At 58.8% G+C, this 22,290-nt stretch carries 20 protein-coding genes and 1 pseudogene; 9 read left to right on the plus strand and 12 right to left on the minus strand.

Going from position 1 to position 22,290, the window contains the following annotated elements; genetic code table 11:
* Positions 1–38: 38 nt before the first annotated feature.
* Both C3Z11_RS00815 and C3Z11_RS00820 read right to left on the minus strand, forming a co-directional pair.
* Positions 39–1,415, minus strand: a complete 1,377-nt coding sequence (locus C3Z11_RS00815) for an MFS transporter (RefSeq protein ID WP_106475634.1) — start codon at positions 1,413–1,415, stop codon at positions 39–41.
* 229 nt (positions 1,416–1,644) lie between these two features.
* Positions 1,645–3,582, minus strand: coding sequence for a putative bifunctional diguanylate cyclase/phosphodiesterase (locus C3Z11_RS00820; protein ID WP_262927158.1), 1,938 nt, complete (start codon positions 3,580–3,582; stop codon positions 1,645–1,647).
* 309 nt (positions 3,583–3,891) lie between these two features.
* Here C3Z11_RS00820 and C3Z11_RS00825 point away from each other — a divergent pair, with 309 nt between their 5' ends.
* Positions 3,892–4,659, plus strand: a complete 768-nt coding sequence (locus tag C3Z11_RS00825) for a 2OG-Fe dioxygenase family protein (RefSeq protein ID WP_106475635.1) — start codon at positions 3,892–3,894, stop codon at positions 4,657–4,659.
* Between the two features lie 70 nt (positions 4,660–4,729).
* Here the strand turns inward: C3Z11_RS00825 and pobA are convergent, their stop codons facing one another.
* The 4 genes from pobA to pcaQ form a co-directional block, all read right to left on the minus strand.
* Complete coding sequence (gene pobA, locus C3Z11_RS00830) at positions 4,730–5,914, minus strand: 4-hydroxybenzoate 3-monooxygenase (RefSeq protein WP_106475636.1); 1,185 nt, start codon at positions 5,912–5,914, stop codon at positions 4,730–4,732.
* A 355-nt stretch (positions 5,915–6,269) separates the two neighbouring features.
* Positions 6,270–6,902: a protocatechuate 3,4-dioxygenase subunit alpha gene (gene pcaG, locus C3Z11_RS00835; protein ID WP_262927159.1), complete on the minus strand. Its 633-nt coding sequence runs from the start codon at positions 6,900–6,902 to the stop codon at positions 6,270–6,272.
* Between the two features lie 4 nt (positions 6,903–6,906).
* A complete protein-coding gene (gene pcaH, locus C3Z11_RS00840) occupies positions 6,907–7,632 on the minus strand; it encodes a protocatechuate 3,4-dioxygenase subunit beta (protein ID WP_106475769.1) in 726 nt (241 codons plus the stop codon).
* Positions 7,633–7,821: 189 nt separating this feature from the next.
* A complete protein-coding gene (gene pcaQ / locus C3Z11_RS00845) occupies positions 7,822–8,751 on the minus strand; it encodes a pca operon transcription factor PcaQ (RefSeq protein ID WP_106475638.1) in 930 nt (309 codons plus the stop codon).
* Positions 8,752–9,003: 252 nt separating this feature from the next.
* Between pcaQ and C3Z11_RS00850 the strand changes: the two genes are divergently transcribed.
* Together C3Z11_RS00850 and C3Z11_RS00855 are read left to right on the plus strand one after the other, a co-directional pair.
* Entirely contained in the window at positions 9,004–9,891 is an 888-nt protein-coding gene (locus C3Z11_RS00850; protein WP_106475639.1) for a helix-turn-helix domain-containing protein, read from the plus strand.
* A 272-nt stretch (positions 9,892–10,163) separates the two neighbouring features.
* Positions 10,164–10,607: a GNAT family N-acetyltransferase gene (locus tag C3Z11_RS00855; RefSeq protein WP_106475640.1), complete on the plus strand. Its 444-nt coding sequence runs from the start codon at positions 10,164–10,166 to the stop codon at positions 10,605–10,607.
* A gap of 96 nt (positions 10,608–10,703) precedes the next feature.
* Here the strand turns inward: C3Z11_RS00855 and ypfJ are convergent, their stop codons facing one another.
* Positions 10,704–11,609 carry a KPN_02809 family neutral zinc metallopeptidase gene (gene ypfJ / locus C3Z11_RS00860; protein WP_106475641.1) on the minus strand — a complete coding sequence of 302 codons (906 nt, stop codon included), beginning with the start codon at positions 11,607–11,609 and terminating at the stop codon, positions 10,704–10,706.
* 156 nt (positions 11,610–11,765) lie between these two features.
* Between ypfJ and C3Z11_RS00865 the strand changes: the two genes are divergently transcribed.
* On the plus strand, positions 11,766–12,431 hold the full coding sequence (locus C3Z11_RS00865) for an alpha/beta hydrolase (RefSeq protein WP_106475642.1): 666 nt from the start codon (positions 11,766–11,768) through the stop codon (positions 12,429–12,431).
* A 198-nt stretch (positions 12,432–12,629) separates the two neighbouring features.
* Here the strand turns inward: C3Z11_RS00865 and C3Z11_RS00870 are convergent, their stop codons facing one another.
* Positions 12,630–13,577 carry a DNA/RNA non-specific endonuclease gene (locus tag C3Z11_RS00870; protein WP_106475643.1) on the minus strand — a complete coding sequence of 316 codons (948 nt, stop codon included), beginning with the start codon at positions 13,575–13,577 and terminating at the stop codon, positions 12,630–12,632.
* Between the two features lie 207 nt (positions 13,578–13,784).
* Here C3Z11_RS00870 and C3Z11_RS00875 point away from each other — a divergent pair, with 207 nt between their 5' ends.
* On the plus strand, positions 13,785–14,468 hold the full coding sequence (locus C3Z11_RS00875; RefSeq protein ID WP_106475644.1) for an alpha/beta hydrolase: 684 nt from the start codon (positions 13,785–13,787) through the stop codon (positions 14,466–14,468).
* Positions 14,469–14,481: 13 nt separating this feature from the next.
* Here C3Z11_RS00875 and C3Z11_RS00880 read toward each other — a convergent pair whose 3' ends face one another.
* A complete protein-coding gene (locus C3Z11_RS00880; RefSeq protein WP_106475770.1) occupies positions 14,482–16,287 on the minus strand; it encodes an ABC transporter ATP-binding protein in 1,806 nt (601 codons plus the stop codon).
* A gap of 264 nt (positions 16,288–16,551) precedes the next feature.
* On the opposite strand from C3Z11_RS00880, the gene C3Z11_RS00885 reads away from it, so the two are divergent.
* From C3Z11_RS00885 to C3Z11_RS00895, 3 genes are all read left to right on the plus strand, one after another.
* Positions 16,552–17,823, plus strand: a complete 1,272-nt coding sequence (locus tag C3Z11_RS00885) for a cation:proton antiporter (RefSeq protein WP_106475645.1) — start codon at positions 16,552–16,554, stop codon at positions 17,821–17,823.
* Between the two features lie 198 nt (positions 17,824–18,021).
* Positions 18,022–18,996 (plus strand): GlxA family transcriptional regulator, encoded by a 975-nt coding sequence (locus tag C3Z11_RS00890; protein WP_106475646.1) that lies wholly within the window; start codon positions 18,022–18,024, stop codon positions 18,994–18,996.
* The gene (locus tag C3Z11_RS00895; protein WP_262927160.1) at positions 18,993–20,174 is read left to right on the plus strand and encodes an MFS transporter; all 1,182 of its coding nucleotides are present in this window, start codon (positions 18,993–18,995) and stop codon (positions 20,172–20,174) included. The genes C3Z11_RS00890 and C3Z11_RS00895 overlap by 4 nt, the downstream gene beginning before the upstream one ends.
* Here C3Z11_RS00895 and C3Z11_RS00900 read toward each other — a convergent pair.
* Complete coding sequence (locus C3Z11_RS00900) at positions 20,171–20,515, minus strand: 4a-hydroxytetrahydrobiopterin dehydratase (RefSeq protein WP_106475647.1); 345 nt, start codon at positions 20,513–20,515, stop codon at positions 20,171–20,173. The two genes, C3Z11_RS00895 and C3Z11_RS00900, sit on opposite strands and share 4 nt — an antisense overlap.
* Here C3Z11_RS00900 and C3Z11_RS16720 point away from each other — a divergent pair.
* A complete protein-coding gene (locus C3Z11_RS16720; protein WP_158700884.1) occupies positions 20,514–20,801 on the plus strand; it encodes a hypothetical protein in 288 nt (95 codons plus the stop codon). The two genes, C3Z11_RS00900 and C3Z11_RS16720, sit on opposite strands and share 2 nt — an antisense overlap.
* Here C3Z11_RS16720 and C3Z11_RS00905 read toward each other — a convergent pair.
* Positions 20,748–21,254: pseudogene (locus tag C3Z11_RS00905) on the minus strand (Gfo/Idh/MocA family protein); the annotation flags it as partial. The gene C3Z11_RS16720 and the pseudogene C3Z11_RS00905 overlap by 54 nt on opposite strands.
* A gap of 89 nt (positions 21,255–21,343) precedes the next feature.
* Positions 21,344–21,772 carry a hypothetical protein gene (locus tag C3Z11_RS00910; RefSeq protein WP_106475649.1) on the minus strand — a complete coding sequence of 143 codons (429 nt, stop codon included), beginning with the start codon at positions 21,770–21,772 and terminating at the stop codon, positions 21,344–21,346.
* Between the last annotated feature and the right edge of the window lie 518 nt (positions 21,773–22,290).

Genomic DNA, 22,290 nt, shown 5'->3' on the forward strand with positions numbered 1-22,290 from the left:
GCCCCGGAGGAGCCGCTTTTTCATCCAGTGCCGTTATTTCAGACGTGAGCGGCGCTCTTGTTAGCCTCGTCAGCATCGGCATAGCTGATAATGCCCTTGATGATCACTGCGATCGCCGCCAATGCTGCAGGTATCGTCAGGGCACTCAGTACCTGTTGGAAATCCCAGCCTATACCCAATAACGTAGCGCCACTCCAGGCGCCGGCGATGGCGCCGAAGCGGCCAATGCCGAGCATCCATGAAACGCCGGTGGCGCGCGCCTGAGTCGGATAGAAGCGCGCAGCGAGTGACGACATGCCCGCCTGGGCGCCATTGATGCACATGCCAGCGATCAGAATCAGCGCCGCCAGCACCATCAAGCTGCCCATACTCTGACCCACCGCATAGGCAAAGATGCCTGCACTCAGATAAAACAAACCGATCACCCAGTGTGGATTGAAACGATCCATCGCCCAGCCAACCACCACTGCACTCAACACACCGCCAAACTGGAACAGCGCTCCGATCGTGGCGGCCGCGCCCATGCTGGCGCCACTGTCGTGCAACAAGGTAGGCAGCCAGCTAGTCAATAGGTAGATGACAACCAGCCCCATGAAATAGGTTAGCCACAGCAAGAGCGTGCCGACGCCGATCCGACCTGCGAAGATGACTGCTATCACGTTGCGGCTTTTGGCGCCGTTGTGCTCGGCGACAGTGAAACGCTGCACTTGGCCGAGCGTGCCCGGCGCGATCGGCTCCAACACTCGACGAATGGCCTTCAGGCTGCGCTGATGCACGACCAGATAACGCGCCGATTCCGGGAGCCAGATCATCAGCGCCACGCAGAGCGCAAGCGGCAGGATACCGCCCAGCATCAAGAGGCTATGCCAGCCCATAGCGGGGATTAATTCAGCAGAAATGAAGCCGCCCGATGCCATGCCGAGATTGAAGCCGCAGAACATGCCGGTAACCAGCAGCGACTTGAAGCGGTTCGGCGTGTACTCCGACAGCAGTGTGGTCGAGTTGGGCATGCCAGCGCCGAGCCCCAGCCCGGTCAGAAAGCGCAACACCAGCAGTTGATTGAGATCGGTGGCGTAGGCCGAAAGCAGGCTGAAAGCGCCAAACAGCAACACCGCACCGACCAGTACTTTCTTGCGGCCGAAGCGGTCGGCCAGTGGTCCGGAGCCAAGGGCACCGAATACCATGCCGATCAGCGCAGCACTCATCACCGGACCCAACGCGCTGCGGTCGATGCCCCAGTCCTGTGCCAGCGCCGGGGCAATGAATCCCATCGCCGCGGTATCGAAGCCATCGAGAAAGACAATCAAAAAGCACATCGCCACAATGCCCCACTGATAGAGGGACAACGGACGCGTGTTGATGAATTCCTGCACATCCATATGACCAGAAGCATTAACAGTGGCGATATCATTCATACAAGAGCTCCATCGCTCAAAGTGGGGTCCAGCGCCATCCTGTAGCAGGCGCACGAAGACCCTACACCTTGGTCACACACCCGCATATTCGACCAACGAATAAAAGTTCATATTACGAACCTCTAAATTGAATCAACAAAAACGGCCTCGTAATGAGGCCGTTAATAATGCCGAGCGTTGGAGATCATATTTACCGTCAAGGTCGCGACTGCGGCACAGGCAGAGTTGCTTACTGACGACCAATCAGGGGCTGATCGCGTAGCAGCCGCTGAGCATCGCTTGCGTCCATCGGCTTGAAATAGTAATAGCCTTGCACCAGATCACAGTTCAATTCGCGTACCAATTCGAACTGAGTCTGCGTTTCCACTCCCTCTGCGACCACCTCCAAGCCCAATCGATGGGCGATAAACACTATCCCTGTTAGAATCGCACGATCCTGAGGGGAACTTGGCGCATCGGTCACGAAGCAGCGATCAATTTTCAGTGCAGTGATCGGAAACAGTTTTAGATACTTCAAAGAAGAATAGCCAGTGCCGAAGTCGTCGATAGAAATTTTCATTCCCTGATGATAAAGCCCACTCAAGGCCTCAATCACATCGTTGTCAGCCTGGACGAGAACATTCTCGGTCAGCTCAATACCGATATCACGCGGCGTCAGCTGATATTCCTTCATGCATGCTTCAAGCTGCTCAAATACCCCAAGCGCCGTGATCTGCTTACCTGAAAAGTTGATATCGATACGATAACCACCCAGCCCCTCGGCCTTCCATTGCGCCTGCTGCCGACAAACCGCGCGTACGATCCATTCTCCGAGGGGATGAATCAGATCGAAACGTTCAGCGAGGGGAATGAATTCACCAGGCGGAACGGACTCACCTTCCTGCGGCAACCACCGGACCAGCGCTTCAAGGTTCTCGATGCGTCCACTACTGGCAGCAACCTGCGGCTGATAGTGCATGACCAGCTCGTCATTGCTGATGGCATGACGCAAGCGCGCCAACAGCGCGTGCTGATGCACCAGTTCATCATGAATGCACTGATTGAAGAACCCATAATGGCCGCGTGCCGAGTGCTTGGCCCTATTCTTGGCGACATCGGCATTGTGAATCAGTTCGTGCGCATTGGCGCCGTTGGCAGGAAACAAGCTAACACCGAACCGGGCGGTAACGTGCAATGCATTATTACCCAACATGAAAGGCTCGGCAAAGGCATTACTGACTCGGTCGATAAGCTGTAATACATCCCGTTCAGACTTCAGATAAGCAAACGCCATGACAAATTCATCGCTACCAAAGCGTGAAAGCAAGGCTGAATCATGCTGGCACTGGCGTAACCGATCGGCGACCTGAGTCAGCAGCATGTTGCCCTGTTCATAACCACGGGCATCATTGATCTCGGCGAAGCGGTCAAGATCGATAAACAGAACGGCCAGATGCTTGTGCCGCCGCTGACACTCGGCAATGAATCCCTCAAGTTCGCCTTCAAATGTCTGACGATTGGGCAAGAGGGTCAGCGGATCGAAATGGGTAATAAAATTCAGTTCACGGCGAGCCTGCTTCTGGTCGGATAAGTCGACGTCAACGCAGAACAGTAGCGGGTTTTCAGTATGCTCGCCCAGCATCACGTGGTGAGAAAAAACATCGACTTTCTCGCCCGCGCTGTTGACCAGCTCAAGCTCGCTGGCAGCAATGACAATACCCTGCTCAAGCCAGGCACGGTGCGCCGCAATCACACTTTCACGCATCGAGGAGGGAATGATCAACTCCTCGATCGGTCTGCCCATGGCCTCATCAGAGCGATAGCCATAGAGCTGCGTACTGGCCTCGTTCCAGTAGATAACACGACGGTCACGGTCGTAGCCCTGCACCGCCACTTTAGGCAGGCTTTCCAACAACATCCGAAAACGCTGTTCACTAAGATCATGACGACGCTGCGCCACACTCAAGGCGTCGGACCCGACGCGGGCATCAAGCTGGCGTCCTAACCGGCGCCAGGCAAGTATTACTACCCCGAAAATCAGCATCAGGCCGAACAAAGCGCTAGCGCTCAGCAGCCGTACCCAGCCAGCATCCGTACTGAATGACCATAGCCCTAGCAGACCAGCTACTATCGCAACTGCCAGAGCCGTCATACCGATCATGGCACGCTTGCCATCCTTACCCATCATGCCTTTCCCCAAATGAACACAGTGATAGCCAACCTCGGCTTCATCCTTTGGGATTATGCCTGCGTGAATATTTTTTCTCTTAGAAAAGTTATTCCAAACGGTGTCCCGCAGCCTCTCACACCCGCTCCCTGTGGCAGCGGAGCATCCCGCCCGGCATTGTCCTAGTGAGCGGGATATAGCGACATGCACCTTATCGCACAGATGCCCCGCTTAACACGGGTTAATCTTTCATCCCCTGCGTGTCGTTGCTGCGCCAGCAATGACATTTTCAGATGTCCTGGCGGGACATCCGTTCAGAAGGAACGTCACATGCAAGCTACCTACTTAAAATCTGTCGATCAGCGCCAGTACTGGGCGCCTCATGTGCATAACGATCTGGCCCATCAGGACTGGAGCGTGACTGACATCCGCGCACAGATCGATCTGGAGGCCTGGCAGCGCTATCTCATCGATATACCCCGTGACCCTTACGTCAATCAACGCTGGAAGCGCATGGCATGGCTGCACATGACAGACGAGGGTGATATCGCTGTAATGGGTGAATGCCCTATGGCCCAGGGCGGCAAATTCAACGACGCCGAAAGCATGGCCGACAAGCTGCGCTACTATCCTGAACTTGAGCAGTCTTTTATGGCACGCAGCGATGTAAAAGCCTTCGTCAAGGCGTGGACGGAGCTGTGGGGGATTGGCCCGAATGAGCCGATTCTGATGCAAATTACTGGCGTCAAGGGTACCGAGAAACTGGACCCCTTGCAGGGGCAGGGCATTCATGCAGACGGTTGTCAGTGCCTGAGCATTCTAGTGCTGAGCAGGGAAAACGTCCGTGGCGCCGATAGCTACCTATATGCTGACAAGGCCGGCGAGCAACTGCTGACCCGCCAGGTACTCGAACCAGGAAACATCCTGCATCTATACGACGATCGTCTTTTCCACGGTGCAGACTCACTGGAACAGGAAGACCCGACAGCCCCCTACGAGCGCTTCATCATCATCATCAACAGCCGCTTTGTGGATAGCTTTCAGAACCGCATGCTGAGACGCCACTTTCCCCATGCGGTGCTCAACGACATCGACTGATACGTCGAGTCATCGACCGGCCCCGCATGGGGTCGGCCGCATCACGGGGCTTTAAAGCAATGACGCAATTTTATTCCAGCGTCTCATAGGGCAAACCGACATAGTTTTCAGCGATGGTGCGCCGACCCGCTTCAGAGCCGGTGTAATAGTCGAGTTCGGCCTGCTGAATACGCCTTCCAAAATCCTCATCTGCCGAGAACTTGTGAAGAATCGAGGTCATCCACCATGAGAAACGTTCCGCTTTCCAGACGCGCCGCAGACAGGTTTCGGAATAACGCTCGATCAAGTCAGTACGTCCTTCCTTGTAGACCTTGACTAGCAGACGGTAAAGCGTATTGACGTCGCTAGCGGCGAGATTGAGTCCTTTGGCGCCGGTAGGTGGCACGATGTGGGCGGCATCGCCGACCAAAAACAGCCGACCATGCTGCATCGGCTCGGCAACAAAGCTGCGTAGCGGCGCGATACTCTTCTCGATCGAGGGGCCAGTGATCAGCTGATTAGCAACGTCTTCCGGCAGGCGCGCCTTGAGTTCATCCCAGAAGCGCTCGTCTGACCAATCCTCCACCTTCTCGGTCTCGGCCACTTGCACATAGTAACGACTGCGAGTCTTCGATCGCATGCTGCACAGCGCGAAGCCGCGCTCATGGTTGGCATAGATTAGCTCATCAGATACCGGCGGCGTTTCCGAGAGTACCCCCAACCAGCCGAAAGGATAGACGCGCTCGAACACCTTGAGGAGATCGGCGGGAATGCACTGGCGCGATACGCCATGAAAACCATCGCAACCGGCGATGTAATCGCAGTCCAGCCGCACGGTTTCGCCATCCTTTTCAAAGGTGACATAAGGATGGTCAGTCTCCAGACCATGCGGCTGAACATTTTCCGCCTCGTATAGGCTGGTCGCGCCCACGGCGGCACGCGCCTCCATCAGATCGCGGGTAACTTCGGTCTGACCGTAGATCATCACCGATTTACCGCCGCTCAGCGCCTGTAGATCAATACGCACGCGTCGGTTGTCAAACGCCAGCTCGACACCGTGATGAGGCTGACCCTCTTCATCCATCCGCGCATCGACGTTGGCCTCGCGCAGCAAATCGACCATACCCTGTTCAAGCACGCCGGCACGAATACGGCTGAGCACGTAGTCACCGGAACGGCGCTCAAGGATGACATTATCAATCCCTTGAAGGTGAAGTAGCTGCCCGAGTAATAATCCCGAGGGGCCGGCACCGATAATCGCAACTTGAGTCTTCATCGTCGTGGTCCTCATTGACACCACGTCTCGGCTTGGCAGACACCGGCGTGGCTTATCGAATTTATGACTTGTATTTTTCGACGATAACGCACGGCTAAGAAGGCAATTTCAATATGGATACTTGGACTTTTTAAAGATCAGAACGTCTCTTTAGTCGTATACCTATCTTCTGCTGCAGCGTTCGCATAAAGAACAGCTATTTTATTTACGAACATTTTTATCCTGAAAAAAGAACGCAGTCATCGCTAATATTCATGAAAAGCAGGCATGCAAAAAGGCATGTAGCGAACGCCACATGCCTTTCACGTTTTTCTGTACTGGCGCTGATTGAAACGGCGCCGCTACCTACAGCGATTCAGAAGTCGAAGAACACCGTCTCGCCCGGGCCTTGCAGGCGGATGTCGAAACGATAGCGCACCACACCGTCTGCTTCTTCGCGCTTGGCGATCAGCGTCTTGCGACGCTCCACTGACGGTACGGCGTTAAGCACCGGACAAGACTCATTAGCCAGCGCTTCATCATCGAAGTAGAGCCGGGTATGGAGCTGGATATTGATGCCCCGGGCAAAGATCGCCAGATTAATGTGCGGCGCCATCATCTTGCCGTTATCGGTTGCCACTGCGCCCGGCTTGACGGTCAGCAGCTTCCACTCGCTGCCCTCATCGAAAGTCGTCGCGGTGCGCCCGAAGCTGTTGAATGGCTGGCTCTGATCGTAGGTGAGTTGATACTCGCCGTTGGCATCAGCCTGCCACGCCTCGATGAAGGTATCGCGCACTAGGTCGCCATTGCCGTCGCTTACGGTGCCTACCACCTCGATATGCTCCCCTTGTGCCTCGGGGCTTGCCATCTGGTTCCAGATTTCCAGTTCGCGGGCCGGGTTGCCGGCAGCAGCCAGCGCCAGGCCGATATGCACGTAGGGACCCGCCGTCTGCGAAGGCGTCTCAGGCAGGGTCATGCCATACCCTAAAGAAGCTGTCATCTTGCTCATGGGCTTACCCCTGATTCTCGAAATAGGTCTGCAGTGCGCCGCGCACGACGATATCGAAGCGATAGGCCAGGCAGTCCATCGGCCGGCTCATTGACATGTCGAGCACGCCAATCAGCGTCTCGATCGCCTCGGGATTATTGAGCGTTTGCACAATCGGACAGCGTGGAATCAGCGGGTCACCTTCGAAGTACATCTGCGTGATCAGGCGCGTCGAGATGGAAGGTCCCATCACCGAGACGTGAATATGGGCTGGGCGCCAATCGTTGGTGCCGTTGCGCCACGGATAGGGACCGGGTTTGACGGTACGGAAACGGTAATAGCCCTCGTCGTCGGTGACGCAGCGACCGACGCCGCCGAAGTTGGGGTCGAGCGGGGCGAGATAGTCGTCGTTCTTGTGACGATAGCGGCCGCCAGCATTGGCCTGCCACATTTCGACCAGCGTGCCGGGCACCGGCTTGCCGAACTGGTCGATCACACGTCCGAACATGATGATACGTTCACCGATCGGCAGCCCGGTATTATTAAAATTGAGCAGCAGATCATTATCATGCGGGCCCATCTGCAGATGAGAGAAGTCCGGTCCACTGAGCTCAGAAGCGGACGGAGCCTGCAAACTGACCAGTGCCTGATTGGGTGCGCGTGCGACAGAGGTCTTGTAGCCCGGCGTCAGCGCAGCGGGATGCCAGCGGCGGTCACGTGCGTAGAAGCCTTTGGTATGAAGGTTTTCCATGATGAGAAATCTCACTGGTGACTCGAGAAAGCAATTCGGGAAGCGAAGATCACTGAGCGGCGCCATGGCTCACTCCGCTGTATGCGCACCAGTATCACGTAGACAGCTCTCTTCGCCAATTGAATTGTCGACCATCTGCCATAACCAAATGGTTATGGCAGATCATACCTTCGCCTATAAGACCTTAGCCTAACCGCCCTCTTCCGGGCCGGTCATAGCCGCGATGTCACGCAAAATGTCGCAGAACATATCCAACGCCAGCGATGAAGGCATCGAAGTATTGAGGCACATCCCGACTGAACCACCATGCGTCTCCAGTGCAATATCGAGCCGGCACAACAAGCCACGCTTGAGATCCTCCACTACGGTTTCACGCGGTGCTGTCCACAGCGCATCGCTATCCAGCACATAGCGGCGGCTGATTGAAAGCGACAAGGTTTCCAGAAGGCTAGCGGGCAGCGTCAGGGCGTGTTGGACGCAGAAACTGTCGACCTGCTGGCGCAGCGTAGTCTGCGGCGGCGGCACTACCCAGGGATAATCACTCAGCGCAGACGCCAAAAGCGGATGCTGCTGTCTCAATGGATGGCCCGCTCGAGCGACCAGCACCAACGGCTCATAATAGAGGTGTTCAAATACCAGATCATTGATCTCACGCGCCTCGGTCATGCGCCCCACCACCAGATCGAGCTCACCGAGCCGTAACCGTGAAAGCAGATAGGCGCTGGGGCCAGTGATAACGCGCACACCGATATCACGACGCCGGGCATGCAAGTGTCCAATTGCCGCCGGGATCAGATCGCTTTCGACAGTGGACAACGCGCCGACACGCACCCAGCGTGATCGCTCCTGAACATCACTGACTGCCGTCATCCCACGATCAAGTGTACGAACCGCCGGCCCGGCATGGCGCAGCAACGTCAGCCCCGCCTGGGTCAACGCCACACCCTGCGGCGTCCGCTCGAATAGCGTCACGCCGAGAGTATCCTCCAGCTCCTTGATGACCTTGGAGACGGCGGGCTGGGTAATCGCCAGACTCTGCGCGGCGCGAGCGAAACTGCGGCGCCGGGCAACTTCTAAAAAGGCTTGCAGATGACGAAGCTTGATGCGGGGGTTGAGCATGGCTGAGGTCAAGTCGATAAAAGTGGTGCCACGTAACGCAGCACAGGAAATATCCGCCGATCGTGTCACATCCCGGGGCGGCTCGCCATTGCCGCGCCGATCAGCCGCACGCTAGCAACACATGCACGTCTTGCCATTAAGCCAAGCCATTAAAAATGCGCCATAGACTTACGCATAATTGCACACGCTACTGCCCGCCCCCTACCGTCATGACACTCTTATCCACGCTAAACCATTACCGTGAGCCCCTTGATGCCTCAGGATACGATTCCTGTTTTTAAGCTTTACGGCGAGACAAGTCACTGGCCGACGCCCGACCTGCTGCACTGCGAGTCGATCGCCGCCCGCAGCCGCCTACATGGCTGGCATATCAAGCCGCATCGCCACGGCGACCTAGTGCACCTGCTGCACATCCGCACCGGTGAAGTGGAGTTACATCTGGAAGGGGCCCATCAGCGCGCCGAAGGCGCGTTGCTGATCGTCGTGCCTGAATTGGCAATTCACGGCTTTCGCTTCACGCAGGATATCGATGGCCATATCATCACACTGGCTCGTCCGCTGGCTACCGAGCTGAGTGCCCGCCTCGACTGCCAGGGAAGCGTCTTGCATAAGCCCGCCTGCTACCGGCTCGATGAAGAAGGTCATGGTGCCATCGACAAGCTTGTGACAGCGCTTGAGCAGGAATATAACCGCCAGGCACCCGGCCGTGACATGCTGCTGCACTCGCTGGTCGGAGCGCTTATCGTCCATGCCAGCCGCCGCGCACTACAGGGCCGTTCCCGTCCAAGGTCCCATCAGGATACGGGCCATCATCACCTGAGCCATTTCCAAGCGCTGATTGATCGACGCTTTCATGAGCAGCCCAGCATTGAAACGCTGGCGCGAGAACTTGATATCACTCCGGCACACCTCAACGCCTTGTGCAGACGTCTCGCGGACCGCAGTGCGTTGCAGCTACTGCATGAGCGCCTGCTTCTCGAAGCCAAGCGTAACCTTACCTATACCAACATGACCATTAGCCAGGTCTCCGACCAGCTCGGCTTCAGCGAGCCGGCCTATTTCACCCGCTTCTTCAAACGCCATACCGGCCTTTCGCCCAAGCGTTTTCGTCAGCGCGACCTCACCTCACTTCAGCATTAGTCCCCTCGCTTCTTTAAAGGCTGACCTCTGTCACGTCATGCTTACGTGATAACCCAGAGATTTGAATGCGGTGATCTGAACGGCTAGGCCTGTAGGCATTTTCAGCTATTACCTCGTTAAACAGGCGCTAGCCAAACGTGGCATCAAACACGCTATACGAAGCATTACGGCTTTCACTCACGGCTGCAGCGTGATGCAATAAGGTATTATTCTTGTCTGGTTCAAGAACAACTAACGCCCGTTTATGGTTTGTTTAGAGAAGGAAATCCCCTATGCCCTTGCGCCGCGCCACCATTGATGATGTCGAACAACTCGCCCCACTGCTTGACGCCTACCGTCAGTTCTACAACCAGCCAGCGGATCTCGAACTGGCCCGCCGCTTTCTACAGACGCGGCTGATTCAGGATGAGTCGGTCGTATTTATTTATGAGGACAACGCTGGCCAGGGCATCGGATTTGCCCAGCTCTTCCCGAGCTTCTCCACGGTCAGCGCTGCGTCAATCTGGATTCTCAACGACCTGTTTGTGGAAGAATCCGCGCGGGGCTACGGTATTGGCCGTGAGCTGATCATCGAAGCGGCGCGCTTTGCCAAGGACACGGGCGCCGCCTCAATGAAGCTGAGCACTCAAATAGACAATGTCATCGCGCAGAAGCTCTACGCATCGCAAGGCTGGCAGCGTAGCGATGAGTTCTATTATTACGGCGTCACGTTCTGAGCCGTCACACGCATTAAATATTATCCACACCCGGCTGAAAACCAGCCGGGTGTGGATAACTCAATCAACAGCAATGTTTATCTCTGGAAAGTTCCGCTAGAGATGTTGGGCGTTAAACGTGTCGCACTGTTCCATGTTGCCGTTCTCAAGGCCGCTCTTGAACCAGCGTACGCGCTGATCTGATGTGCCGTGGGTGAAAGAGTCAGGCACGACGCGCCCTTGGCCCTGCTGTTGAAGGTGGTCATCACCGATCGCATTGGCGGCGTTGATCGCCTCCTCGACATCGCCCTCCTCCAGCCAGTTGAGACGCTGCTGAGCGTGGTTGGCCCAGATCCCGGCAAAGCAGTCAGCCTGCAATTCGACCTTCACCGATAGCCCTGTTGCTCCATCCATTTGCGCGCCGCGTTGGCGTGCGGCATCAACCTGGGCATTAACGCCAATCAAATTCTGCACATGATGGCCCACTTCGTGGGCAATGACGTAAGCGCGCGCGAAATCGCCGCTGGCCTGAAAGCGCTGCTCCAGCTCATTGAAGAAGCCAAGGTCGAGATAGACCTGCTGATCGCCCGGGCAATAGAACGGGCCCACGGCCGATGAGGCGAAACCGCAGGCGGAATTCACGGCGTTATCGAACAGTACCAGCTTAGGATCGACATACTGCTCATCGTATTGCGCCAGAACCTCACCCCAGGTGTCCTCGGTATCACCAAGTATCGCGCGGACAAAATCGACCTGCTGTTCATTACCGTGACCAACGTCCGTTTCGGCACCGGCATCATCACCTGAGCCGGACGGTGCTGGTTGAGTGGCGCCGTCCTGCTGTAGCTGACTGGCGACCTGACCAAGAATCTGCATCGGATCTTGGTACGTCAGCAACCCGAACACAACAATAAGCGCAATCCCCGCCAGGCTGAGCTTACCCTTGTGCTGTCCGAGCCCACCCGTTGATCGGCCCCGCCGATCTTCGACGTTCTCGCTGCGCCGTCCTCGTTTCCATTTCAAAACATGCTCTCCTTGCCGTTACGTTGACGCCCAAGTGTCGCTGCCGCTGCCCTGCTTATCCAGCCTTTTGGCACTACCGACGCTATCGTTGTGGACAAACCCTGGCGTGCTATCCCACCCTAAAACCATACCTATCAAAATTTATGGAAAATTATCATGTCGTCAGATGCTCCCATCATCATCGAACCGCGTCAGGGCCAGGCCGACGCCGCTGTGATCCTGCTCCACGGCCTGGGGGCCAGCGGCCATGATCTGGCACCGCTTATTCCCGCACTAGGGTTACCCGACACGCTCAAAATACGTGTTGTTCTGCCTCATGCACCAATCCTGCCGGTGACCGTCAATGGCGGCACGGCGATGCCCGCCTGGTACGACATCCTTGAGATGAACCTTGGGCGCCGCGTCGACGAAACACAGCTCAGAGCCTCAGCAGGCTATATTCATGAATTGATCGACCAGCAGATCGACAACAGTATCGACAGCCGACGCATCATCATCGCCGGCTTTTCGCAGGGGGGTGCAGTCGCTTATGAAGCGGCGCTTAGCTACTCACAGCCACTGGCCGGGCTCCTGGCGCTGTCGACCTACTTTGCCACTCAGGACAGCATCACGCTCAGCGATGCCAATCAAAAGCTCTCCGTCGAGGTGCATCATGGCAGCCACGACTCGGTCGTCCCCGAGTCGCTGGGCCGCGCCGGCGCCGAGGCAGTTCGCGGCATGGGCTATCCGGTTAACTACCGCACCTATCCCATGGGTCATGAAATCTGTGCGGCGCAAATCGGCGATATTAGCCACTGGTTAAATGAGCGGCTGGCGCCGTAAACCAACACGAACCAAGCAGGCGGGTGTCAGAAAACAGCCAGGCCGCCACTTGGCCTGCTACGAATGCTCAAACCCCGTCACGCCCCTCCTTCAAAACAGTGCGCCATGAAAAAGCGCACCGGATATCCGTTATCCGGTGCGCTTTTTATTTACCGTCAAGAGCGCTGATATCTTGATGCTGTCCTGACGCCTAACCGTTTAGACACGAATATCATCCAGGCTTCTAAGCTCGGTCTCGATGCGCGTATCGGTAGCACGCTCTTCGTTGGAAAATCCGTCATAGTTTGAGAGCTGACCGAAATCGAGTTGAGCAAGCGCCTCGATGTGCGCCACGCTGCGCTGATAAGTCTTGTACTGGCCGAACATGAACCCAAGCTGGCCGAGCAAGTCACCCTGCTCGATCATGTACGCTGTCGCTGATGGGCGACCGTCAGCACGAATAAAGGCGACGACCTTCCAGAAGGCGGCGGGAATTTGCACGCCACGATAGACCTGATCATTGTCGGAAAATACCGGCCCGGTAAAGACTGTCGTGCGCGAGTTATCGTCACGGGTATTCTCAAGTAGATAGTTTTCCAACCCCAGCCAGGTCTGCTGGTTAAAGCCGGCCATCTGCGGGGAGCAGTTGGTAAAGTGAAACGTATCACTATTGGCCTGCTCGGCCTCGTCACCCCAGTTGGGCGCCGTGCGCCTCACCAGATGGCCACGGTCGAGTGGATTGTTGGCATAAAGCGCTTCGCCGACCTGTAGTTCGACCGGAATCCGACCGTCGTATGCCCAGCGGTCGTTGCTGCGCGGGACATCGACCCAGCGGCTGCCGTCGATGTTAAGCGCGGTAAAGATCGCCAGCCGCCGCGAGCGCGACATCACAATCGAGAAGTGAGTGTAATCAAGTCGATTGTCCGGCGACCCTTCCACCGGCGTGACATCCTCGGCCCGCTCGCCGACAGGTATCGGCAGTGGCACGCTGACGTCACCAAGAAATTCAGCATCGTAGCCGCGGCGATCGGTAAGCGCCTCGCGCGTCGTCACGCGGGCCGAAGCATCCTGATGGGCTGCCACGGCGTGATATTCCGCGCGCTCGGCAGCGTTACCCAGCCGCTGCATATCTTTCAGCCGTGGATAAAACGTTTTATCGACACTCATAGCCCGCTCCTTTGAAAATAACCGTGTTCTCAGCCTAGCAGGCTCTGAACAGGCAGCTCGGTAGCCTAAGCAAGATGATGTAAGCCTATGCTAACTATGCCACTTCAACCAAATTGCTCGGCTTTCCCGACGTGTCCTCCAATCGGCATGGCAGGCATCGCCCACTTTCCGCACGCTAGACGTATCCAGTATTTTGAGGAAACGTCCATGGCCTTCTCCCAGCCGCAGATTATCGAACCCACCAACGGCCAGCCGGCCGACGCCGCTATTATTGTTCTGCATGGTATTTGCGCCCGCGCGCAGGACTTCGAGCCGTTGATTCACGCCTTGAGACTGCCCAGAAATCTGGCGGCACGCTTTGTACTGCCGCAGGCCTCTACGCTTCCGATCACAATGCATGATGGGCGTGAAATGGCGGCCTGGTACGACGTGTTCGACACGACGCCCAAGCCCTGGGTCGACAAGATCCAACTCAATGCCTCAGCAGCCTACATTCAAGCGCTGATTGAAGCCGAAGTCGCCAAGGGCATCGACAGCAAGCGCATCGTCGTGGTCGGCTTCGATCAGGGCGGGGTTGTGGCCTATAACGCAGCGCTGAGCTGCCCGCAGCCCTTGGGCGGATTGATGGTGCTGTCAGGTTACTTCGCCAATGACCACGGGCTTGAAGCGCACACCGCCAACCGCGAGCTGCCGATCGAAGTCCACCATGGCCTAGACGATCCCGCCATTCCCGAAGCGCTGGGCCGCGAAGGCGCCAATGCCGTCAAGGCGTTGGGCTACGATGTCACCTACCGCTCCTATGTCATGGGTCACGGTTTCTGCGCCGAACAGTTGATCCAGGCACGCCACTGGATGATCCAGCGTCTCGGTGCCCCCACGCTGGTAGCGTGATACCCCCGCAGGCTCAGCGATAGCCGCGAGCCTGCAGCTCGAATAGCTCAGCGTAGCGACCCTGCGCGGCGAGCAGCGTCTCGTGGCTGCCGCGCTCGGTGATGTGGCCGTGTTCAAGCACGACGATGTGATCGGCGCTGCGCACCGTCGAGAAGCGGTGCGAGATCAGAATCGTCATCTTGCCCTCGGCATGGCGGCGAAAGTGCTCGAACACCTGCGCCTCGGCAGCAGCGTCCATCGCTGCGGTAGGCTCGTCAAGCACCAGAATATCGGCGTCACGGCGCATGTAGGCGCGCGCCAAGGCAATCTTCTGCCACTGTCCGCCTGACAGTTCACGCCCCCCCTTGAACCAGCGTCCGAGTTGAGTCCGGTAGCCCTGCTCGAGCCCGCCGATGAACTCATCGGCCATGCCAAGGCGCGCCGCCTCTCTCCAGCGCGCCTCGTCTTCAAACGTCACCGCATCGCCGACACCGATGTTCTCGCCAGCACTGAGCTGGTAGCGCAGAAAATCCTGAAAGATCACACCCACCCGTCGCCGGAGCGCATCGATATCCCACTCGGCCAGGTCGCTGCCATCCAGCAGGATGCGTCCGCTGGCCGGCGTGTATAGCCGCGTCAATAGCTTGATCAGCGTGGTTTTGCCGGAGCCGTTGGTACCGACCAGCGCCAGACTCTGTCCCGGTTCGACATGCAGATCGATATGGGCAATTGCGGCCTTGGTCGCGCCCGGATAGTAAAAGCTGACATCCTCGAAGCGAATGCCATCGCCGGGGCGGCAACCCGCACACAGCGTGCCCTGCTCGGCGGGCACCGGCTGTTCGAGATAAGCGTAGAGATTGGAGAGATAAAGGTTGTCATCGAACATGCCGCTGATCGCGGTAAGGCTCGCGCTGACCGCCGTCTGGCCCTGCTTGAACACCAGCAAATACATGGTCATCTCGCCCAGCGTCAGGCGACCGTTGATCGTCTCTACCACGACCCAGGTGTAGGCCAGGTAGAACGCCAGCGTGCCGAGTAGACCAAGCAGGAAGCCCCAGCCGTCACGGCGCAGCGTCAGACGACGATCCTCGGCGTAGAGCTTGGTGAAAATGGCACGGTAGCGCTTGAGAAAGAGCGGCCCGAGGCCGAACAGCTTGACCTCCTTGACGCTATCCTCACGGGCCAACGTGGTTTCGAGATAAGCCTGCATGCGCGCCTCGGGTGCGCGGCGGCGAAACAGCCGGAAAGCATCACCGGAGAACTTGGCTTCAGCAAAGAATACCGGCAGCGCTCCGACCACCAGTAGCACCAGTGCCCATGGCGAGAAATGCACCAGCAGCACCGCGAAGCTGGCCAGCGAAATAGCGTGCTGAATCAGCCCGAATGTCTTGATCACCAGCGCCAGCGGACGGGTCGAGGCCTCGCGCCGCGCCAGCGTCAGCTTGTCATAGAACTCGGCATCTTCGAACTGGGCCAGCGACAACCGCTGCGCCTTGTCGAGAATCATCAAGTTAACTTTCTGCCCCAGCAGCACCCGCAGCAGCGCTTGCTGCACCGACAGCCCACGCTGCGCCGCCGCCATCAGCGCGATCACCAGCGCCTCAAACAACACAAAGCGCAACACCGGCCATAGCTCAGCACCATTTTGAGCATGCTCAAGCGTCCGCGCTGCGACCACCGCATCAACGATCAGTTGGCCCAGCCACGCTGCTACCGCAGGCAATGCTCCCGCCACCAGCGTTGCCAGCGCCAGCCCTACGGTCAGCGCACGCGACGTCGCCCATACCAGCGCGATGGCGCGGGCACTGTAGCGAAAGACACCGAGGCGGCGAGTCAGCATGACAACGAGATGGTCAGCGAAATGCGACAAAAGCGAATGTCCTGAAAGCGATAAGAAGCAGGCACAACAGCATAACCAACGCCGCACCATGTTCGCGAGGATAGCCGCCCACGCCACATCCAAACAGCGTTGTTGCCCGCTGCACGGTTCACTATGGTTGAACGGTAGCGAGCGAAATTCATCCAACATACCCTCGCCTGGCACGGAGCGCTCAGCATCTGCCGAGACAGCCATTAGATAAACGAGGAAAAGGAGAAGCTGCGCATGGATGCGAATATTCTTGCCGTCGCGCTGGCGGTACTGGCCTTTGGGTTATTGACAGGGCGGTTGCGAGGCAGCCCGTTGACCATGCCGATGGTCTTTACCGCAGCGGGGCTACTGCTGGGCCCCGGAGCGCTGGGTGTCATTCACTTCGATGTCGAGAATGAAGCCGTCAGTGCACTCGCCGAAGCCGCCCTCGTCGTGGTGCTGTTTACCGATGCCTCACGCATGGAGCTTCGCACCGTGCTCAAGGAGCACACGCTGGCCTTGCGACTGCTAGGTTTCGGGCTGCCGCTCGCCGTGCTGGTAGGCACAGGCATTGGCACGCTGCTCTTTCCCACCCTACCGCTCGCGGCGGTGGCGCTGCTGGCAGCCACGCTGGCACCGACCGATGCGGCTCTCGGCCAGGCATTTGTCAGCAATCAGTCGGTCCCCAAACGTATCCGTCAGACGCTCAACGTCGAAAGCGGTCTCAACGACGGCCTTGCCGTGCCCTTCATCACAGTACTGCTCGATATTGCCCGTCATGACACCGGATCAGTGATGGGTTACGTAGTCCTGTTCGCCTCGCTGGTTGGAATCGGTATCACCATCGGGGCACTGACAGGATGGCTTGGCGGGCGCATTCTCGAATGGAGCGCCTCACGGGGCTGGGCTACAGACACGACCCAGCGTCTCGCCACGATCGCCTTGGCCGCCATAGCTTATGCCGCCAGCGAATTGCTCGGCGGCAACGGCTTTGTCTCGGCTTTCACCGCCGGCCTGACGATTGGCACCTCGGCACGCTCGCTGCTGCCTCGCACCACCGGCTTTGCCGAAGCCGAAGGACAGCTGCTGACGCTGATCACCTTCTTGCTGTTTGGGAGCATCATGGTGATCGAGGTACTCGATGAGATGAGCTGGCGTGTCATTGCCTATGCGCTGATCAGCCTGTTTATTGTGCGCCCCGTGGCTACTGCCATCTCACTATGGGGAACAGGGCTGTCTCCTGCCAGCGTGGGCTTTTTAGGTTGGGCCGGGCCACGCGGGCTGGCCTCCATTGTCTATGCTGTGCTGATTGCCGAAACCGCCGACGTACCGGGCGCCGACCTGGTCTTCATCGTGGCTGCCTGGACCATTCTGCTGAGCATTTATCTTCACGGCCTGACGGCCGCACCGCTGAGCGCCTGGTACGGCAGGAAAACGCGTCCCTCCGAGGAGCCGGATGCCCCTGAGCATCAGGAAACATCGGATCTCCCTCTCCGCCTGCCGGCAAAGACGCCGCCTCGGCGGTAGCCGCCAGCCGCTGCGCGCCCCATCCGGGCAGTACGGTTCGGGACCAAGAGCTATAGCAGGCGCAAGCGCTGCCTTGGGAACAGGCGCGGTGCCACCCCCATGGCAGCGCGGCCAGGTCCTTTTCGGTGGGAAAGTCGTCGTTGCCGACATGCGTCTCCGGGAACACACTGGCGCTATCTTTCGGTTCGGATATGCGCCATGCCCAGCGAAATCGATGTCTTTATCTATCCCAACTGCCAGCTGCTCGACGCCAGTGGTCCATGGCAGGTCTTCGCCAGCGCCAACGAGCTGGCCGGCGAAATGCTCTACCGTCTGCGCCTGCTCGCGATCGCCCCTGGGCCGGTGCGTACCAACGGCGGCATGACGCTACTGGCGAGCCATGCGCTGGAAACCACATCGCCTGGCGATACATTGCTGATCGCTGGCGGCAGCGGCGTGGATGCCCAGCGCCGCGACTCCACCCTGCTCGAGAGGCTACGCCAACGTGCGCCCCTGACCCGCCGGGTCGGCGCGGTCTGCACCGGCGCCTTCCTGCTCGCTGCGGCCGGCCTGCTCGATGGCCGCAGCGCGACGACCCACTGGCGCCACTGCCAGCGCCTCGTCCGCGAGTTTCCCGCCGTCGACGTCGCACCCGACGCACTCTATGTCGAAAGCAACGGTCTATACACGAGCGCCGGCGTTACCGCTGGCATCGACCTGGCGCTGTCATTGCTGGCCGCCGACCACGGCAGCCGCCTGGCCGGTGAGGTCGCACGCGAACTGGTGGTCTTCCTTCATCGTCCCGGTGGACAGGCCCAGTTCAGCGAGACGCTGCGCGCTCAGCTCAGCGGCCATGGTCGGCTGCGCACGCTGATTGACGAACTCAGCGCCGATCCCAGCGTCGACGTCGATCTGGACACGCTAGCGGCGCGGCTGGCGGTCACGCCGCGCCATCTCCATCGCCTGTTCCAGCGCGAGCTGGGCCTGCCACCCGGTGCCTTCCTGACCCGTCTGCGGCTCGAAGCCGCCCGCCGACGGCTGTTGGAAAGCAGCGATTCCGTGACACAAATCGCCGAGCGTTGCCGAATTGGCGGCGCCGAGCAGCTGCGTCGTCTGTTCCAGCGTCATTACGGTCTGCCGCCGCGGGTCTATCGCGCCCGTTTCGGCGCTCATCGACAGGAGGGCACGCCATGAGCGCCCGACTGCCGTTTACCGTCTATGCGCTGTCGCTGTGCCAAGCGCTGCTGGTCAGCGGGAACATCCTGCTGATTACGATCATACCGCTGCTCGGCGAGCGACTCGCCGCTGCCGACAGCTGGAGCACGCTCCCCGTCGCCACCCAGCTGCTTGGACTGACCTGCGCGGCGATCCCTGCCGGCTGGCTCACCGCCCGTCACGGCCGGCGCATCACCTTCATGATCGGCAATCTGGTCGGGCTGAGCGGCGTCGCGCTGTGCATGGCGGCACTCGTCAACGCAAGCTTCGCCGGGCTGTGTGCCGGCACCTTCGCGATCGGTCTGAGCATCGGCATCGGCATGCTTTACCGCTTCGCCGCCGTCGATGTCGCACCGGATGCGTTGCGTGATCGGGCCATTGCGCTGGTCATGGCGGGGGGCGTGCTGGCCGCGCTGATCGGCCCGTGGCTGGCCGTCGTCAGCCGCGATCTCGTGGCCGGCACGCCCTTCCTGGGCAGTTTCATCGGCCTGGCCGGGCTCTACATGCTGGCGCTGGTCATCATCGCTGGCCTGCCCCTGCCTGCCCCGCCGCGTGTCTCTCGGACGGCTCCGGGCCGCCCGTGGAAGGTGCTGCTGCGTCAGCCAACGTTCATCAGCGCGGTGACCGCCGCGGTGGTCGGCTACACCACCATGAATCTGGCAATGACCGCCACGCCTTTGGCGATGCACCACGCCGGCCTCGACTTCGCCCAGACCGCCCACGTGATTCAATGGCACGTGCTGGCGATGTTTGTACCGTCCTTCTTCAGCGGCCACCTCACCGCGCGGCTGGGGCACGGCCGGATGATCGCGCTCGGCGCGGGCTGCCTCATCGCCAGCGTGCTTACCGCGCAGCTTCCCGCCAGCGCCACGACCTTCTTCTCGGGCCTGATCCTGCTCGGGCTGGGCTGGAACTTCACCTTTCTGCCGGCCAGCGCCATGCTGACACTGGCCCACCGTCCCGAAGAGAAGGCGCGAGTACAGGCCGCTAATGAACTTGTGCTGTTCGGCTTGGTCAGCCTCTCGGCACTGCTTGCCGGCCCGCTTGAAGCGCAGTTCGGCTGGGCGCTGCTCAATGCCCTGCTGCTGCCATGGATCGCATTCGCGCTCGGTGTGGTGCTGTGGCAGCGCCGCGCCGCGCTGCTTCCCAGCCCTTAAGCCTCGTCCGCCGCCCGGTCGGTGCGCGCCGCCATGATGAAATCGTTGCGGTGCAGGCCCTTGAGCTTGTGCGACCACCAGCTCACGGTCACGCGCCCCCACTCGGTCAGCAGCACCGGATGGTGGCCGGCCTGCTCGGCAAGCTCGCCGACGCGGTTGGTAAAATCCAGCGCGGCGCGGAAATTCTTGAAGCGATAGACGCGCTCGAGCTGCTTGATACCGTCGCGCTCGATGACGCTCCACTCGGGCAGTTCGGTGTGAAGCGTGGCGATCTCATTATCGCTGGCGAGTGGCGCATCGGCACGGCAGGCCTGGCAGGATTCGGCGGCGAGTGTGCTCATGACGTATTCCTCTCCAATCAAGGGGACGCAAGAAAGCGACCGCAAGGGTCGCTTTCAGCATAACTCTACTCCGCCTGACGCCGCATCGTTCAGACGGTCACGGCCACGATGGGTCTTAGTCGCCGGTAATGGTGTCGACGCTGACCGCCTGTGGCGGCTCGACTGGCGTAAGGCGTCGCACCTGGTCGGGGTGGATACGGTCCCGGTAGTCGAGCGGTTCGAGCGGCTGCGGTTAGCTGGTTTCAAGCGCACGCTCGATCGCTGCCAGCACGCGCACGTCACGTAGCCCTTCGGTGCCATCGGCCTCGTGGTCACGGTTGTTGAGAATGCAGTCGGAGAAGTAGTCGGTCTCGCCGCCAAACTGCTCGACCGGCCCCGGATTGTGGTGGCGCTTCTCGCCTTCGACGGTAAGGTCATATTCAATCGCGACGTCAGGGCCGAAGAAATAGCACGGTGACGAAGCGACACTGCCCTTGGTGCCTACCACCGAGAACTGGTTGAACACCGCTGAGGCATAGGTGACGAAGAACTGCGCGATTCTCTCGCCCGGGAAACGCAGCGTGACCGCGACGCTGTCATCGAAATTGTAGTTACGCCCGGGGGTCTTGGTGCCGACCGCGCTCACCTCGAGCGGCTCGAGGGCGAACAGGTGGCGCACCACATTGAGCGGATAGGTACCCTGGTCTGGAACCGGTCCCGCCCAATAGCCGTTGAGGGCGCGATGATTCTTTTCGTTGACGCTCCGATTGAAATGCGAGGCTAGCCTTTAAGCGTATCAGCGGTAGCCAACAATGCATTGGCTACCATGTTCGATGCAGCAGGTCACTACTACTGATCGTCCGAACCAGTACCGCCCGCGCCCATGTACTGACCTTTCGATTCTGTAGCGTTAGACCCCGTACCATTCGAGCCCGTGCTGCTGGACCCCGTGCCGGCACGCTTATCGATCTCTTGCTTGGCCTTGTCTCCCGTCTTCTGCTTCATCTTGTCCGTCATGCTGCCGGACTGCTGCGAAGACGTACTAGCACTGTTGCCACCCGTGCTGCTGGACCCCGTACCGGCATGCTTGTCGACCTCTTGCTTGGCCTTGTCTCCCGCCTTCTGCTTCATCTTGTCCGTCATGCTGCCAGACTGCTGCGAAGACGCATTGCCACTGTTGCCATTATCCGTCAGGCTACTGCCCGAGCTCTGCTCGGCAAACGTCGGCGTGGTTGCTAGCGCTAGTACCAACGGTGCTGCCATCCATGCAAACTTCATGAGTGCTTCTCCTTAGCTGAGGTGTACCCTAACCAGCATAGACGAGAGACGACGACCAGCCTCCCCTACCATAAAAAACTAATTAAAATTTAACATTGTCCTGCTCAATCGGAAGCTCCCGGCACAGACCAAGCGGCCGTGGACGTATGTGAGCTGGGCGCGTTCGCTGGCGTCGGGCCTGAGGTTGGCGTAGACGTCGCGGGCGACCATCAACTACAGCGTCAGCATGATCGAATCGATCGTCGACACCGCCTCCGCCGACGTACCGCCACGCTGACCCGCTTCAGCGGTTAACACGCTAAACACGGGGGCGTCTTGTCCTGAACACCCCGCTACGGTCCTCCTTTCCTCATACGTCATCTTTGTCTCACCTTTTTTATTTTTCCCTTTATCATCATTTACTTATATATGACTAATTCGCTCTTATCAGACAAAGGGCGAATAGCACAATGGATTAAGCCGCTTAGAATCGTGCCCCGGTTCTGTACGGCACATGATCTGTTTATATCTCTCATATC

It is taken from the genome of Phytohalomonas tamaricis (genome assembly GCF_003012345.1).
Taxonomy (GTDB): Bacteria; Pseudomonadota; Gammaproteobacteria; order Pseudomonadales; family Halomonadaceae; genus Phytohalomonas; species Phytohalomonas tamaricis.

What these genes read in the sequence shown, in the direction of transcription:
- C3Z11_RS00815 (WP_106475634.1), bottom strand. Translation starts at nt 1,415, where the DNA reads ATGAATGATATCGCCACTGTTAATGCTTCTGGTCATATGGATGTGCAG.
- C3Z11_RS00820 (WP_262927158.1), bottom strand. Translation starts at nt 3,582, where the DNA reads ATGATGGGTAAGGATGGCAAGCGTGCCATGATCGGTATGACGGCTCTG.
- C3Z11_RS00825 (WP_106475635.1), top strand. Translation starts at nt 3,892, where the DNA reads ATGCAAGCTACCTACTTAAAATCTGTCGATCAGCGCCAGTACTGGGCG.
- pobA (WP_106475636.1), bottom strand. Translation starts at nt 5,914, where the DNA reads ATGAAGACTCAAGTTGCGATTATCGGTGCCGGCCCCTCGGGATTATTA.
- pcaG (WP_262927159.1), bottom strand. Translation starts at nt 6,902, where the DNA reads ATGAGCAAGATGACAGCTTCTTTAGGGTATGGCATGACCCTGCCTGAG.
- pcaH (WP_106475769.1), bottom strand. Translation starts at nt 7,632, where the DNA reads ATGGAAAACCTTCATACCAAAGGCTTCTACGCACGTGACCGCCGCTGG.
- pcaQ (WP_106475638.1), bottom strand. Translation starts at nt 8,751, where the DNA reads ATGCTCAACCCCCGCATCAAGCTTCGTCATCTGCAAGCCTTTTTAGAA.
- C3Z11_RS00850 (WP_106475639.1), top strand. Translation starts at nt 9,004, where the DNA reads ATGCCTCAGGATACGATTCCTGTTTTTAAGCTTTACGGCGAGACAAGT.
- C3Z11_RS00855 (WP_106475640.1), top strand. Translation starts at nt 10,164, where the DNA reads ATGCCCTTGCGCCGCGCCACCATTGATGATGTCGAACAACTCGCCCCA.
- C3Z11_RS00865 (WP_106475642.1), top strand. Translation starts at nt 11,766, where the DNA reads ATGTCGTCAGATGCTCCCATCATCATCGAACCGCGTCAGGGCCAGGCC.
- C3Z11_RS00870 (WP_106475643.1), bottom strand. Translation starts at nt 13,577, where the DNA reads ATGAGTGTCGATAAAACGTTTTATCCACGGCTGAAAGATATGCAGCGG.
- C3Z11_RS00875 (WP_106475644.1), top strand. Translation starts at nt 13,785, where the DNA reads ATGGCCTTCTCCCAGCCGCAGATTATCGAACCCACCAACGGCCAGCCG.
- C3Z11_RS00880 (WP_106475770.1), bottom strand. Translation starts at nt 16,287, where the DNA reads ATGCTGACTCGCCGCCTCGGTGTCTTTCGCTACAGTGCCCGCGCCATC.
- C3Z11_RS00885 (WP_106475645.1), top strand. Translation starts at nt 16,552, where the DNA reads ATGGATGCGAATATTCTTGCCGTCGCGCTGGCGGTACTGGCCTTTGGG.
- C3Z11_RS00890 (WP_106475646.1), top strand. Translation starts at nt 18,022, where the DNA reads ATGCCCAGCGAAATCGATGTCTTTATCTATCCCAACTGCCAGCTGCTC.
- C3Z11_RS00895 (WP_262927160.1), top strand. Translation starts at nt 18,993, where the DNA reads ATGAGCGCCCGACTGCCGTTTACCGTCTATGCGCTGTCGCTGTGCCAA.
- C3Z11_RS16720 (WP_158700884.1), top strand. Translation starts at nt 20,514, where the DNA reads ATGACGTATTCCTCTCCAATCAAGGGGACGCAAGAAAGCGACCGCAAG.
- C3Z11_RS00900 (WP_106475647.1), bottom strand. Translation starts at nt 20,515, where the DNA reads ATGAGCACACTCGCCGCCGAATCCTGCCAGGCCTGCCGTGCCGATGCG.
- C3Z11_RS00910 (WP_106475649.1), bottom strand. Translation starts at nt 21,772, where the DNA reads ATGAAGTTTGCATGGATGGCAGCACCGTTGGTACTAGCGCTAGCAACC.